This window comes from Stenotrophomonas sp. GD03819, from assembly GCF_029841665.1.
Classification (GTDB): Bacteria; Pseudomonadota; Gammaproteobacteria; order Xanthomonadales; family Xanthomonadaceae; genus Stenotrophomonas; species Stenotrophomonas geniculata.
The window spans coordinates 45,177-59,440 of the sequence record NZ_JAOCEW010000021.1 but is presented as its reverse complement, the minus strand read 5'-3'; the positions used below and the strand labels follow the sequence as shown (position 1 = coordinate 59,440).

Genomic DNA, 14,264 nt, shown 5'->3' with positions numbered 1-14,264 from the left:
CGCGCGCGGAAGCTGTGTGCACCGGGGGACGGTCAACGTGCGCAGCACGGACGCACCCCGCTTACCCAAACAGCGGAGTGCACATGGAACCCAACAATCGCCGTACCCGAGCCATCGCCTACCTCGGCTCGCTATTCGACCGCATCGGCTACATCTGGCTGTGGCTGGCGCTGAGCCTGTTTCTGCTGGCCAGCGTGGCCATCCTCAATCCCATCCTGGTGGCGTCCTACGCCTGGGCAGCTGCCAAGCTGACAATGGCAGCGGTAATCGGCCACGGCGTTGACCTCACTCTGTTCCGTGGCGCCGATCCCAGGTACCTCGATGGCATCGAGAAGTCGATGGCGCAAACCCGCCGCGTGACGCTGATCGCTGCGGCCATGATTGCGGCAGGGTTGATCGGATGACCCGGCACGGCCGCCCCGATCCCGGCCTGCGCTTGGCCATCGCGGTCTGCCTGGTGCTTGTGGCCATCGTAACGTGGGCCATCTGCGGCACGGCCGAAGCCGCACCCACCCGCGCCACCGTCAAGATTGCCCCCGCATCTGCCTTGTATCGACATCGCGTGGAACAGGCAGCGTCCCGCGCTTGGGGCGTCAACGCGAGCTCGGCACGCCTGGCTGCACAGCTGCACCAGGAGTCCGCATTTCGGGCCGATGCGCGCTCACCTGTGGGTGCCCAGGGGATCGCCCAGTTCATGCCGTCCACGGCCCGCTGGATCGCCACGATCTATCCGACCGACCTGGCGGGATTCGATCCCTGGAACCCGCAGCAGGCCATCCTGGCTGCCGCGCTGTATGACCGCTGGCTGTTCGACCGCGTCGCCGAGTACAGCCAGGGGCGTATGAGCAGCTGCAGCCGGTGGGCCTTTACCTTCCGCGCGTACAACGGCGGTGAAAAGGCGCTCAATCGCGAACGAGCGCTGGCGTACACCAAGGGAGCGGATGCAAACGACTGGCGGGCTGTCGAGCCGTACCGCGCCCGAGCGGAGTGGGCGCACAGAGAGAACACCGGCTATCCGAAACGAATCCTGCTGACACTGGAGCCAGCGTATCTCGCGGCCGGTTGGACGGGGGTGGCCACATGCCCCTGATCGCAGACCCGACCCGCCCCTATCGCTTCCTCTCGTTGCTGTTGGTGCTGTGCCTGACCGTTGCCGCGTTGCTCGGCATCGGGTTTGCGACGGGGCATCGCTGGGCAGCCGGATCGGCGGCCATCGAGCAGCGCCAGGGCCTGGAGCTGCAGCTGCGCCAACTGCAGCAGTCGGCCAAGACGCTGCAGACCCAATCGGCCCAGGCAACCGCCAATTACTACCGCGCAACCCAGCGCCTCAACCACATTGCCGAGCTCCAGGAGCTGGACCGTGAGAACCAACGTCAATTCAACCTGCAGCAGCAAGAGGCGCTCGCTGCGCTCCTGCGCACTCGCCCTGATCTGCGCACTGGTCACGCCGGGGCTGATGTCCTGCAGCACTGGAACCGCAGTAACGCAGGCGCCGCTGCCTCTGCCGCCCGCGCCCCCAATGCCGGCAACGCTCAAGGCCGAATGCCCGGAGCTGCCGGCAGCCAAGGACGATCTCTGGGAAACCCTGCTGGGGAATCACGACCAGGTCGCGGCGCTGTACCACGACTGCCGCAACCAGCAGCGAAGGCTGACGCAGGCAGTGTCGGACTGGGAGGCGACCGCCTGGGGCTGGTACTGCACAGCGGTCACCCAGCTGCAGCTGCCCGTGGAGGCCTGTGCCCGTGAAGGCGGAACCCACGATCAAGGTCGCTGACCTGACCCGCTTGCGGAACGAGTACGAGCAGATGGCTCGCGATGCCGAAAGCGGCAGCAGGCAGCCAGGCAACGCAGGGCTCATCAACCGAGGGCGCGTGGCCACGCTTCGTGCCGTGGCGGTGGACCTGACTGAAATCATCCAAGGCAAGAGGCACCCGAGTGGCAGACGACGCTGACCAGGCCGACGTAGTAACCGAACGCGCCTGGGATCGTTTCAGGCACAGCCGCCCGCAGTTCAACCCTCAACCAGCGCCCAAGCCGATGCGCGATACCGAATGCCAGGAGTGCGGCGCCATCGTCCCAGTTGGTCGCCTGCAGGCAGTGCCAGGCACCCGCCATTGCACCGCCTGCGCAGGCGCAGGATTCCGCCCGTGATCGCCGCCGCCGCATGGGATGCGTCCATCGTCATTGGGCTGTTGGTCCTGGTTGCTGGACTGGTCGCGCTCAACCTCCTGGTCGGCGTGGTGCTTTGGTGGCGCCACTCCGGTTTGGCTGATCGAGTCACGAAACTGGAGGTTCAGCACGCACACCACCTGACCCACAAGGAAACCGGCGAACTGTTTGACCGAATTGCCCGATTGGAGGGCATGGCAGCCGCCACCAATCGCATGCTCGAAACCGTCCAAGAACACCTCATGGAGAAAGACTGATGTCCCACAAGACCTTTGCGGAGCGCCACCGCGAGGACCGCCGCCTGGTGTTGCTGCGGCTGCTCTCGGAACAGAACGGCTACCGCGCCAACAGTTCGGTACTGCATGCCGGCCTCAACGTCCTGGCCGTGGCCGCCAGCCGCGATGACGTGCTGACCGACCTGACCTGGCTGAGCGAGCAATCGCTGGTGCGCGTTGATGAGCCCGTGCCGGGCGTGATGGTTGCTGAGCTGAGCGCTCGTGGTCACGACGTTTCGCGTGGCATGGCCAGTGTGCCCGGTGTCAGCCGCCCCAGCCCCCGGTAACGACGATGAGCACCACACCACGCCGTCGCGGCAAGTCCAGCATTCAGCGCCTGCCCGCAGAACAACGCACGTTCATCGAGAAGCTGTTGCGCGAAGATCGCCTCACGCTGGCCGAGATGATCGAGGCACTGCAACAGCAGTTCCCAGGACAGCCTGCGGCCGACATCTCGCGCTCCGCCCTGCATCGCTATGGTGCGGGGTTTGCTGAGCTGACGGCTCGCATGCGGGAGATTGAGGCAGTGTCCCAGGCTGTGGTGGGCGAGCTGGGCGAAGGTGTGGGCGAGAAGGCTGGCGCGCTCCTCGGCCAAGCCATCACCACCCTGGCCACCAATGCGGCGCTGCGGGCTCACGAAAAGGAGGACGTGAGCATTGATGAGATCCGCAAACTGGCCCGCGCTGCCAAGGACGCGATGGACACCCAGCGCGTGAGCGTCAATGTGCGGCGCGCCATCATGCAGGAAGCACGCGATGCCATGGTGCGCGAGCAGGCCGCCAAGCTGGAGAAGGTCGTCAAGAGCGGAGGACTGTCCGCCGCTGCCGCCGCCGACATTCGCTCTCAGATCCTGGGAATCCGCACCGAATGACTGAGAACGCCCGCCAGCTTGTTCCGAACACTGCCGCCGCCGACGTGCCTGCGGCACTGATGCCGTATCAGCAGCGCTGGATCGCTGACACCGCCAACCTCAAGGTTATGGAGAAGGGACGCCGTACCGGCATCACCTGGGCGGAGGCTGCCGACGACGTGCTGATTGCCGCCAGTGCAAAGGGCGCGGGCGGTCAGAACGTGTACTACCTCGGCACCGACAAGGAAATGACCGAGGAATACATCCAGGCCTGCGCCATGTGGGCCAAGGCCTTCAACTACGCGGCCGGACTGGTGGAGGAAGGCTTTTGGGATGAGGAGGAAGATGACAAGCACATCAAGACCTTCACCATTCGCTTTCCGGAGAGTGGATTCAAGATCACGGCACTGGCCAGCCGGCCGCGCAAGTTGCGTGGTCGCCAGGGCGTGCTGGTGGGCGACGAAGCCGCATTCGTCGATGATCTGCAGGAGCTGCTCAAGGCAGCTGTTGCGTTCCTGGTGTGGGGCGGAAAGGTTCGCCTCATCTCCACCCATGATGGCCATGACAACGCATTCAATGAGCTGATCGAGGAGATCCGCGCGGGTGGTCGTCGCGGATCGATCCACCGCGTGCCTTTCCGTGAGGCGGTCGAAGAAGGCCTTTACCGCCGTGTCTGCATGCGCCTGGGCAAGACCTGGTCGCAGGAAGCCGAGGAGGAGTTTATCGCCGAGGTGTACGGCACCTATGGCGATGCCGCCGCCGAGGAGCTGGACTGCATTCCGTCACAGGGCAGTGGCGCATGGCTCAGTGCAGCGCTGATTGAGGCGCGCATGACCGATGCCCCGGTGCTGCGCTACACCTGTCCCAAGGGTTTTGAGCAGCAAAGCGACCACGTCCGATGGGAGGCCGTGCAGACCTGGTTGGATGACGAAGTCGGACCGCACCTGGACAAGCTGGACCCTGATCTACAGAGCGTCTATGGCCAGGACTTCGGCCGGTCAGGTGACTTGTCGGTGATGGTGCCAGCGCAGATCACCCAGACCCTCAAGCGCAAAGCGCCGTTCATCCTCGAACTGCGGAACATGCCGCACCGCCAGCAGGAACAGGTAGCCAAGTACGTTATCCACCGTTTGCCTCGGTTCGTGAAAGCTGCGGTGGATGCGCGCGGTAATGGTCATGCACTCGCAGAGTTCCTCGCCCAGGAGTTCGGCTATAGCCGTGTCGAGTTGGTCATGGCCACCGAGGGCTGGTATCGAGAGCACATGCCGCCAGTCAAGAAGGCATTTGAGGACGACACCATTTCCCTGCCGCGTGACAAGGACACGATGGCAGACCTGCGCGTGGTGCGAGTCATCAAGGGCGTGGCCAGGGTGCCCGAGCGGACCACTGGGCGGGATGGTGGCCAGCGCCATGGCGACTCGGCTATCGCGGTTGCCCTCATGTACTACGCCAGTCGCCATCCAGGTGCCGAGATGGACTGGACCCCTGTGCCGCGCTCAGTGCGCGGCTTTGATTCCGTGGCCAGCCACGGGCACGAGCGTCCCGAGGACGACGAATTCAATCTGCCGGAACCGCAAGCATGGTGAACCAAACCCGCATTCTTGGCCCCGATGGCCAGCCCTTCGCCTTGACCGATCTGGCACAGCCTCAGACTGCGCACGCCACCTCGCTGCAGCGCGAGTTCCAGGGACACCCCTCGCGCGGCCTCACGCCCAGCCGGCTGGCCTCGATCCTCCTGGCAGCCGAACAGGGCGATTTGATCCGCCAGTACGAGCTGTTTGAAGACATCGAAGAGCGCGACGCTCACGTTTTCTCGGAGATGTCCAAGCGCCGCCGCGCCGTATCCGGGCTGCCGTTCAAGATCAGTGCGCCGCCCAATCCCAGTGCGGCCGAGAAGAAGGCGACCGAGCAGCTGCAGGCGATGGTGCTGGCTATCGATGACTTCGATGGGGTCGTGTTCGATACCACCGACGCCATCGGCAAGGGTTTTGCCAACCTGGAAATCGAATGGGATCGCAGCGCCCAGGAGTGGTTGCCGAAGTCCATCACCCATCGGCCGCAGTCGTGGTTCCAGCTGCACCGCGGCTATCGCCAGGAGATCCGTCTGCGCAACGGCACTGGCGAGGGCGAAGCCCTGCGCCCGTTCGGTTGGATCACGCACACCCACAAGGCCAAGAGCGGCTACCTGGAGCGCGCTGCGCTGTTCCGCGTGCTGGTGTGGCCGTACCTGTTCAAGAACTACAGCGTCGGCGACCTGGCCGAGTTCCTGGAGGTCTACGGCATCCCGATGCGGATCGGCAAGTACCCGCCAGGCGCATCCGACCGCGAGAAAATGTCACTGCTGCGCGCGTTGATGGAAATCGGCCACAACGCGGCCGGCATCATCCCCGAGGGGATGAGCATGGAGTTCCCCGCTGTTGCTGAGGGTGATCCCCAGGCCTTTGAGCTGATGATGAACTGGTGCGAGCGCAGCCAGAGCAAGGCCATCCTGGGCGGCACGCTGACCAGCCAGGCTGACGGCAAGACCAGCACCAATGCGCTGGGAACGGTGCACAACGAAGTGCGCAAGGAAATCAAGGACGCCGATGCTGGCCAGCTGGCCAGCACGCTGTCGCGTGACCTGATCTACCCGCTGGCAGTGCTCAACGGGCTGGTGCGACCCGGTGACTACCGCCGTTGTCCGCGCCTGGTGTTCGACCTGGCCGAGATCAAGGACATCGGCACTTACGCCACGGCACTGCCCCCGCTGGTCGCCATGGGTATGAAGATCCCGTGTGCCTGGGCGCATACCGAGCTGGGAATCCCCGAAGCCGGCGAGGATGAGCCGATGCTGGGGCAGGCCCCCGCAGTAACGGATCAGGTGGCGTTGAGCAGTGCCCGGACTGCGGCGGCTGCCGTCCAGCCCGTCTCCGTGTCGTCGCGTGACCGCGAGGACCAGTTGGCGCGACTGGTGGCCACCGAGCTCGATCCCGTGGTGGCCGAATGGGTGGGCTCGATTCGGGAGCTGGTTGATCGCGCCCAGGATCTGGAACAGATCCGCGATGGCCTGCTGGCCCTGCTGCCCAACCTGAGCGTGGCCCAATTCGGCCAGGCCATGCAGCACGCCCTGGCCATTGCTGGTGCGGCGGGCATGCTCGATGCCCTGGACGAAAGCCGTGGCTGAGATCCGGGGCAACTTCGGGAGCATGCCCGAAGCGGAGCGCTACTTTCGCGGGAAGGTGAACCTTCCGACGCGACGGTGGGATGACCTGATGCACGGGCAGCACGCGCGGGCGTTTGTCGTTGCGGGCGCCACCCGCGATGCGCTGTTGACCGATCTGCGCGAAGCGGTGGATGCAGCCATTACGCAGGGCGAAACGCTGGAGGATTTCCGCGCTCGCTTCCAGGACATCGTCCAGCGCAACGGATGGCATGGTTGGACCGGCGAAGGCAGCCCAGGCGGACAGGCCTGGCGCACGGCGACCATCTACCACACCAACCTGCGAACGGCCTACCAGGCCGGCCGCTGGGAGACCCTCAAGAATTTCCCGTTCCTGCGTTACAAGCACAACACCGTGCGCAACCCGCGCGAGCAGCACAAAGCATGGGATGGCGTCATCCTGCCGTCCGACCATCCCTGGTGGGACACCCACTACACGCCCAATGGCTGGGGCTGTCGCTGCACGGTGCTGGGCGTATCGGCCGCCAAGATGAAGGCCATGGGCTGGAAGGTCAGCGAGCCGCCCGCGCCCATCCAGGGCGACCCGCCACCGGAGTGGGCGTATCACGTCGGCCACGCCGCCAGCGGCCGACACATCGCCGACAGCGCGCTTGCCAAGGATGCAGCGGCCAAGTGGTCGGAGGTGCCAGGGCGAAGCGCCGAGGACTACGGGCGCCCAGCCCAGGTTCCGCTGGACGCTGCGATTGCGCGGCCGCTGCCCACGGGTATTCGTGATCCTCAACAGGTGCGCCAGGCTTGGCAGGAACTGTACGGCCGCACTGCCACGCTCACCGATCCATCCGGGGCCGAGGTGTTGCTTACCGACCAGGTTATTGAGCACTGGCTGGAGAAGCCGTCACGCCTGGATGGTCGGGAGAAGTATCTGCCGCTGCTGGCTGAGACGATCCAGAGCCCGTTTGAGGTGTGGGCCAACTTCGCTCGCAACGAGGCTGGCCAGCTCGGCCTGCGCCGCTACTACGTCAAGCGGATCGAAGTCACCGAGTCCGAAGGCGGCGCGCAGAAGCGCTACGCCCTGACAGTGATTGCCGAGGTGTTGCCAGGCGGGGTGTGGGGATCGTTCGACTTCTTCCGTGGCAGCAAGGCTCAGCCGCGTTCGCGACAGGGGTTGCTGGTATGGGGACGGCCGGAGGAATGAGCCTTTGCCTACAGACGCGCCAGTCCGCTCTGCGGCGCTTCCTGCAGGGCCTCGGGGGCTGGCCCACCCTGTGGAAGGATTGCGGCGGAGCCGCTACGCCGGGGGCGGCTTGGCCCCGGCCCGTTTGCGGAGGATACCATGGCCAATGAACCTCTGATTCTCACTATCGATGCGCGGCAGGCCGAACAGTGGTTTGCCCGTCTCCTGGAGCGCAGCGTCAACCTGTCAGGCCTGATGGCCCAGGTTGGCGAGGATCTGACTGAAAGCACACAGGCCCGATTCGATACCGGCATTGGGCCGGACGGCGTTGCCTGGCAGCCGTTGGCCGATGGATCGGGCCGGACCCCGCTCAACGATACCCGCCGCACCCGTGACGGCATCCACCCGTTGTCGGGCCCTGACTGGGTGGAGATCCGCGCCGATTCCAAGCAGGCGCGCTGGCACCAGGAAGGCACCAAGCCATACGAGATCCGAGCAAAGAACGGAAAGGCGCTTTACTGGCCTGGCATGCAGACGCGCTCAGGAAAGGATGGCAAGGACGGACCCGCATTCGTGGCCAAGGTGAATCATCCTGGATTGCCGGCCCGTCCCTTCATGGGCTTGAGCGCCGAGGATGAGCAGAGCATCGAACGCCTGGCCGTCGCGTGGTTGGAACTGGACGCGGACCCCGCTGGATCGACCCCCGCCTAAAACGGCCTGTACGGCCCGTGGAGGCCCCCTGGGCGCGGCCACCGTCCATGGTCCACCCCCAACGGGCAGCGGCGGTCGATTTAAACGCCTTTCAAACGCCCTTGAAGGCGACTGTTCAAGTGACCACCCCGGCAAGGGACAAAAATCGCCCGGTCCGGTGTAGAGTCCCTGCCGACATCCCGCCCATCGGGCCGCACCCGAAAAGCAGTGAAGGGCTTTAGTCCCGCCGCCTGATCGAGGGCGGCGAATCTGGCGGGGATGAATCAGCCCGCCCGCCGCCTCCATACCGCCGTTGCCCTGGCTGCCTGCAGCTTCCAGCTGCAGGCCGACGCCGTGGGCGATGACCGCATCATCTCCATCCAGCTGACCCCTGCCGGTCACTTCAAGCCCAGTGACGGGCGAAAGATGGATGTCCCCGCTTGGTACATCGACGCCTCGGTGGCGGCTCGCGTGATCGAGCGCTTCAACGCTCGCGTCAACCCGGCAGTGGTCGATTACGAACACCAGACCCTGCACAAAGAAACCAACGGGCAGCCCGCGCCGGCCGCTGCCTGGATGCGTGCGCTGCAATGGCGCGAGGGATCTGGCCTCTGGGCCACCACCGAGCTGACTCCCCAGGCTGCGGAGCAGATCCGAACCGGCGCCTATCGCTATGTCTCTCCGGTGTTCCTCTACGACAAGACCACCGGCGAGGTGCTGGCCATGCAGATGGCCGCCTTCACCAATGACCCCGCCATCGACGGCATGCAGGCCATGGAGCTGCGCGCAGCGGCTTGCTTTGCCCACGACATCGATCCTGACAAGGAAACCTCCATGAACCCGTTGCTCAAAGCCTTCCTGGCTGCCCTGGGCCTGCCCGAAACCACCTCCGAAGCCGACGCCATCGCCGCCTGCAGTTCCCTGACCACCAGCCTGGGTGTGCTGCGCCGACTGCAGGCCGAGCTGGGCGCCGAGGGCGAGCCGGCCGTTGCGGCCTGCAGTGCCCTCAAGACCCAGGCCACCGCCACCCCGGACCCGACCAAGTTCGTGCCCATCGCCGCCCTGGAGGAAGTGCGCGGCCAGGTCGCCGCGCTGTCCGCCGAGCGCACCGCTGACAAGGTCAGCGCCCTGGTCGAGGATGGCCTGGCTGATGGCCGTCTGCTGCCGAGCATGAAGGACTGGGCCACCGATCTGGGCAAGAAAGACCTGGCCGCGCTGTCGTCCTTCCTGGACAAGGCCGGTCCGATCGCTGCCCTGACCAGCACGCAGACCGGCGGCCGGAAGCCGGCCGGCGCGACCAACGAGCATGGCCTGGACGCGGCTGAAATGGCCGTCTGCAGCGCTACCGGCGTCACCCCCGAAGCCTTCGCGAAATCCAAGAAGGACACCGCTCAGGCGCAGGCCTGAGCACTACCCCCCACCTCTCACCGGAGTCCGCTATGAGCGCAGCCACCCAGGCTCGCAACACCCCGCGCCGGGACGCACATCGTGTCGGCCACCCCTCCAACCCCGGCACCGCGCTCCATGCGGGCACGCTGATTGCTCTGCTGGCGTCCAACGGCAACGCGGTGCCGGCAGGCACTGCCGGTGCCGGTGACGCCGTCGGCGTTGCACTCCGCTCCGTCACCGGCACTGCCGCAGGCGAGACCGTCGAATGCGAGCGGGGCACTGGCTTCCGTTTTGACAACAGTGCTGGCGCTGATGCCATCGCCCGCGCCGACATTGGCGCAACTGCCTACATCGTCGATGACCAGACCGTGGCCAAGACCGACAACAGCGGCGCCCGCAAGCGCGCTGGTGTCGTCCTGGACGTGGACGCGGCCGGCGTGTGGATCGTGGTCGGCTGAGCCGGCCCCATCCGTTCCCCTATCACCAGGACAATCCCATGATCGTCAATCGCGGCAATCTTTCCACGCTGTACGTAGCGTTCAACGCAGCATTCAACGCCGGCCTCGGCCAGGCACCGTCCCAGTTCCAGCGCATTGCCACGGTGGTGCCGTCCACCACCAAGTCCAACGAGTACGGTTGGCTGGGCAAGCTGCCCAACGTGCGCGAATGGATCGGCGAACGTGTCGTGCATGGCCTGCAGAACCACGGCTACACCATCAAGAACAAGCCGTATGAGCTGACTGTCGGCGTGGACAAGGATGACATCGAGGATGACAACCTCGGCATCTACAGCCCGCTCATGCAGAGCATGGGCGAGTCGGTCGGCGCGCAGCCGGACCAGCTGACGTTCGAGCTGCTGAAGAACGGCATCTCTACCGCCTGTTACGACGGCCAGAACTTCTTCGACACCGATCACCCGGTGCTGGACGCGGAAGGCAAGGAAACGGTCCAGAGCAACGTGGATTCGGGTGGCAATGGCGCCTACTGGTATCTGCTGTGCACCAAGCGCGCGCTCAAGCCGATCATCTTCCAGAACCGCAAGCCGCCGCAGTTCGTTTCCATGGATACGGATACCGATGAGGGCGTGTTCAACAAGAAGGAATTCCGCTACGGCGCCGATTGCCGCCGCAACGTCGGTTTCGGTTTCTGGCAGATGGCCTACGCCAGCAACAAGCCGCTGACCGAGGAGAACCTGCAGGCGGCCTACACCGCCTTTACTTCCCGCAGGGGCGACCACGGCCGTCCGTTGGGCCTGGTGCCGGATCTGCTGGTGTGCGTGCCGAACGACAAGTTCAAGGCCGCCAAGATCCTCACCGCCAACCAGATCGCCGGCACCGACAACGTGATGAAGGGCGTTGTTGAGGTGATGGACAGCGCCTGGTTGCTCTGACCCTCAACCGCTGACCGGCACCGCAGGGTGCCGGTCGTAACCACCCCAAATACGGAAGGAGCGGCTCATGGCCGAACAGATCCTGGTAAAGGCCCGCCTGGAGCGTGGCCGCTGGCGTGCAGGGATGCACTTCACCCGACAGGGCCGGACGGTTCATGTCGATGACCTGGACAAGGCACAGCTGGAGGCGATCAACAGCGATCCCGAGCTGATCGTGACGGAGCTGCCCGCCTCGGACGATCCCAACGAACTGGCACTGGCGCGCGAACGCAAGGCGACCAAGTCCGGCAACGGCAAGCGCAAGTGGGCCGAAGCCGAGGCCCGCGCACGCACCGCCGCTGGCCTGGCCGAGGAGGCCTGGGCGACCCAGCCGGCAGCTGATCGGGTGGGCTTGATCGAGGCAGCGCTGGAGGCCGGCGCGTAATGGCCTACGTCACCCTCACGCAACTGGCCGAGCTCCCAGGGGCGCTGGAACTGTCCCAGGTGGCGGGTGGGCGCGATGAGCGCCCGGTTGCCACCGAGCTGATGGATGCCACGTTGCGTGGGGGTGACCGCAGCGCCTTTCCGCCAAGCGAAGTGGCCAAGGCCGATGCGGCCCTGGAGCGCATCCAGGAGGCCACCCGTCAGGCAGATGCGATCATCGACGGCTACCTGGCACGGCGCTACAGACTGCCGCTGGGCAAGGTCGTGCCGCTGCTGGCCGTTTGGTCGCGCAGCATCACGCGCTACCTGCTGCATCCTGATCGCCAGACGGACGAGCGCACCGATCCCATCGTGCGTGACTACCGTGACGCGATTCGCCTGCTGCAGGAGACGGCACAGGAAAAGTTCCACCTGGGCATCGAAGATCCGACCACGTCCAGCGGCTCTGCAGGGGAATTCATCTTCCATGCCGGCAACAAGGTGTTCGGGCGCGAGGGCCGACCGTGACAGTGGGGCCGTTCCCGATCTCGCCCGTCCTGGAGCGTCTGCGGAATCACGTCCAGGCACTGCTCCTGGTCGGTGATGCCGCCGACCTGGACACGGCCCTGGATCAGCAGCCGGCAAAGGACTGCGCCGCGTATGTCACGGCCGCCGAGGTGGGTGGCCGCCCGAAGTACACGGGCGATCAGCACATCCAGAACGTGGATGTCACGTTGCGCGTGGTCCTGATGGTGCGCAACTTCAGCGGCCAGGCCAGTGGCAGCGGCGCGCGCCGCCAGATGGATGAGCAAGTCATTCCAGGCGTCCGCAAGGCGCTGGCCGGCTGGACCCCTGTCGATGCCTTCGACGCGCTCAGCTTCCAGGCTGGTCGTGATGAGAAGTTCCGCGCCGGCTGGCTGGTCAGTCAGCAGGTATTCGTCACCAACTACCGCATGCAACACACACCGCCCCCATGACTACCAAGCACACCCCTACCAGCGGCGGTGCCTGGCGCGTGATCGATGGCCAGCTCGTGGATGAGTCCGTACTGCCCGCCGAACCCGCTCCAGCACCCGAGCCGCCGCCACCGCCGGCATCGAGCCAGAACCGCTCGCGCCGCTCCTCTGCAACCTCACCCGAGAACTGACCATGGCCCAGCCCAACCTGGAATCCTTCAAGCGTCGCGGCCTGGCCCTGGCGCTGCGTGCATCGGCCTCGGTGCCGATTGTCCCCACCGCCGCCGCCAACGGCGTGCTGCTGTTCAACGGCAGCAGCGGCACCGAGTTCGACAAGATCGAACGCCCGGTGGATCGACCGTTCCTGACCGGCCAGCCCTTCGCGGTCGGTGCCAAGCGCGCCTTCATTGAGGGCGAGTTTGAACTGTTCCCGCCGACCAAGCCGGGTGCAGCAGCTGACTCCGATGCCGTCTGTGCACCGCTGTTGCTGCCCGCTGGCATGACCGCCGTCAAGGACGCTGTTGCGAAAACCACGCGCTACAACCCGATCAGCGCGAACATCCCGATTTCGGATGCCAAGTTCTGGCATGCCGGCACGGTCAAGCAGATCGGCGCCGCACGTCACAACCTCACCAACCTGGCACTGGCCGTTGGCGAGCGCTTCAAGGGCAACATCCGCATCCAGGGCGACTACGACACCATCGCCGAGGACGCTCTGCCCAACATCACCACCACCGCCGTGGTGCCCACCGTCGCGCGCGCGGACAACACCCGCACCACGATCACGGTTGATGGCGGAGCGGGCCTGGTCGTGTGGGCCAAGTCCCTCTCGGTGGACGTGGGCAACACGATCACGTCGAAGGAGTACACCAGCCACAAGGAAAGCGGCATTAGCGACCGCGCCCCGACCTGGACGCTGCGCCTGGCCAAGACGGCCCTGGCTGACTTCAATCCGTGGGCAGTGCGCGACTCGGCCGGCGTCCTGGAGGTTGCGCTGCGCCTGACCGAAAAGAGCAAGCTCTACAGCGAGCTGGGCATTCGCGGCCAGATCGAGAACATCAACGAAGTCGAGATTGATGGCGACTACGGCTGGGAGCTCACTGGTCCCTGTGTGGCCAGCGATGCTGGCGGCGATGAGCTGTACATCGAGTTCGGCGACAGCACGCCACCGTAATTCGCAGGTACTGCGCTACACTCCCAACGGCCCCGCCACTGTGCGGGGCCTTTCTTTTTCAGTGAAGTGCTTTAGTCCCGAACGGCAGCTGTGCCTGGGCAAAGTGGACCTGTCCCCGATCAAGGGGCTGTTAAACCACTTCCCAAGGACTTTCCCATGCTCCGTCTCGCCCGAACCAACACCGTGCACCTGCCGGTGGAACTGCGCATCCCCACCGACCAGCCCAACGTTTTCGCCACCGGCACCATCCAGTGTCAGGTCAAGATCCTGGCACGCGAAGAAATCAAGGCCATCCAGGACAATCCCGTTGAGGATGAGGAGTACCTGCGCAAGATCCTGGTCAGCGTCGCTGGCCTGGGTGACGCGGACGGCAAGGCCATCGAGGGCGATGCCGCCCTGGAAGAAGTCTTCAATGGTCCGTTCTTCGCCTTCCTGCAGCCGGCAATCATCGGCGCCTACTTCGACCAGTTCGGCCGGGCGCACGTAAAAAACTCGAAGCCGTCGCGCGGGCGCTGATTGGGAGGGGTCCACGCACTGACGGCTCCGACAGGAACCATGAACCTGACGGCGTCGTCAGCGCGGCGGACTTTCTGCGCGACGGGGGCGGCGGCGAGGAGCCGCCGAGCGTTATCCCG

The 14,264-nt window shown here is 65.4% G+C and carries 18 protein-coding genes; all 18 read left to right on the top strand.

Annotated features, from left to right (window positions below; genetic code table 11):
* Nucleotides 1-83 precede the first annotated feature (83 nt).
* The 18 genes from N5D45_RS13880 to N5D45_RS13795 all read left to right on the top strand — a co-directional run bounded on the left by N5D45_RS13880 (nt 84) and on the right by N5D45_RS13795 (nt 14,145).
* Nucleotides 84-404 (top strand): hypothetical protein, encoded by a 321-nt coding sequence (locus tag N5D45_RS13880; RefSeq protein WP_049436660.1) that lies wholly within the window; start codon nt 84-86, stop codon nt 402-404.
* A complete protein-coding gene (locus N5D45_RS13875) occupies nt 401-1,090 on the top strand; it encodes a transglycosylase SLT domain-containing protein (RefSeq protein WP_128987850.1) in 690 nt (229 codons plus the stop codon). The genes N5D45_RS13880 and N5D45_RS13875 overlap by 4 nt, the downstream gene beginning before the upstream one ends.
* Complete coding sequence (locus N5D45_RS13870) at nt 1,081-1,746, top strand: hypothetical protein (RefSeq protein ID WP_279939125.1); 666 nt, start codon at nt 1,081-1,083, stop codon at nt 1,744-1,746. The genes N5D45_RS13875 and N5D45_RS13870 overlap by 10 nt, the downstream gene beginning before the upstream one ends.
* 401 nt (nt 1,747-2,147) lie before the next feature.
* Nucleotides 2,148-2,426 carry a hypothetical protein gene (locus N5D45_RS13865; protein WP_049436662.1) on the top strand — a complete coding sequence of 93 codons (279 nt, stop codon included), beginning with the start codon at nt 2,148-2,150 and terminating at the stop codon, nt 2,424-2,426.
* A complete protein-coding gene (locus tag N5D45_RS13860; protein WP_049436663.1) occupies nt 2,426-2,731 on the top strand; it encodes a hypothetical protein in 306 nt (101 codons plus the stop codon). Before N5D45_RS13865 ends, N5D45_RS13860 begins: the two co-directional genes overlap by 1 nt.
* 5 nt (nt 2,732-2,736) lie before the next feature.
* Nucleotides 2,737-3,315, top strand: a complete 579-nt coding sequence (locus N5D45_RS13855) for a phage protein Gp27 family protein (RefSeq protein WP_100552825.1) — start codon at nt 2,737-2,739, stop codon at nt 3,313-3,315.
* Entirely contained in the window at nt 3,312-4,880 is a 1,569-nt protein-coding gene (locus N5D45_RS13850; RefSeq protein WP_279939123.1) for a hypothetical protein, read from the top strand. The genes N5D45_RS13855 and N5D45_RS13850 overlap by 4 nt, the downstream gene beginning before the upstream one ends.
* The gene (locus N5D45_RS13845; protein ID WP_128987846.1) at nt 4,874-6,457 is read left to right on the top strand and encodes a DUF935 domain-containing protein; all 1,584 of its coding nucleotides are present in this window, start codon (nt 4,874-4,876) and stop codon (nt 6,455-6,457) included. The genes N5D45_RS13850 and N5D45_RS13845 overlap by 7 nt, the downstream gene beginning before the upstream one ends.
* Nucleotides 6,414-7,649, top strand: a complete 1,236-nt coding sequence (locus N5D45_RS13840) for a PBECR2 nuclease fold domain-containing protein (RefSeq protein WP_279939139.1) — start codon at nt 6,414-6,416, stop codon at nt 7,647-7,649. The genes N5D45_RS13845 and N5D45_RS13840 overlap by 44 nt, the downstream gene beginning before the upstream one ends.
* A gap of 138 nt (nt 7,650-7,787) precedes the next feature.
* Nucleotides 7,788-8,339 carry a phage virion morphogenesis protein gene (locus N5D45_RS13835; protein ID WP_279939121.1) on the top strand — a complete coding sequence of 184 codons (552 nt, stop codon included), beginning with the start codon at nt 7,788-7,790 and terminating at the stop codon, nt 8,337-8,339.
* 258 nt (nt 8,340-8,597) lie between these two features.
* Entirely contained in the window at nt 8,598-9,725 is a 1,128-nt protein-coding gene (locus tag N5D45_RS13830; RefSeq protein WP_279939119.1) for a phage protease, read from the top strand.
* A gap of 32 nt (nt 9,726-9,757) precedes the next feature.
* Complete coding sequence (locus N5D45_RS13825; RefSeq protein ID WP_279939118.1) at nt 9,758-10,165, top strand: hypothetical protein; 408 nt, start codon at nt 9,758-9,760, stop codon at nt 10,163-10,165.
* 38 nt (nt 10,166-10,203) lie between these two features.
* Complete coding sequence (locus tag N5D45_RS13820; protein ID WP_279939117.1) at nt 10,204-11,097, top strand: Mu-like prophage major head subunit gpT family protein; 894 nt, start codon at nt 10,204-10,206, stop codon at nt 11,095-11,097.
* A gap of 67 nt (nt 11,098-11,164) precedes the next feature.
* Nucleotides 11,165-11,521, top strand: a complete 357-nt coding sequence (locus tag N5D45_RS13815; protein WP_279939116.1) for a hypothetical protein — start codon at nt 11,165-11,167, stop codon at nt 11,519-11,521.
* Nucleotides 11,521-12,027, top strand: coding sequence for a DUF1320 domain-containing protein (locus tag N5D45_RS13810; protein ID WP_279939114.1), 507 nt, complete (start codon nt 11,521-11,523; stop codon nt 12,025-12,027). Before N5D45_RS13815 ends, N5D45_RS13810 begins: the two co-directional genes overlap by 1 nt.
* Nucleotides 12,028-12,029: 2 nt before the next feature.
* The gene (locus tag N5D45_RS13805; protein WP_279939113.1) at nt 12,030-12,476 is read left to right on the top strand and encodes a hypothetical protein; all 447 of its coding nucleotides are present in this window, start codon (nt 12,030-12,032) and stop codon (nt 12,474-12,476) included.
* 172 nt (nt 12,477-12,648) lie between these two features.
* A complete protein-coding gene (locus N5D45_RS13800; protein WP_279939112.1) occupies nt 12,649-13,629 on the top strand; it encodes a hypothetical protein in 981 nt (326 codons plus the stop codon).
* 156 nt (nt 13,630-13,785) lie between these two features.
* Nucleotides 13,786-14,145: a hypothetical protein gene (locus N5D45_RS13795; RefSeq protein WP_049436675.1), complete on the top strand. Its 360-nt coding sequence runs from the start codon at nt 13,786-13,788 to the stop codon at nt 14,143-14,145.
* Nucleotides 14,146-14,264: the final 119 nt, after the last annotated feature.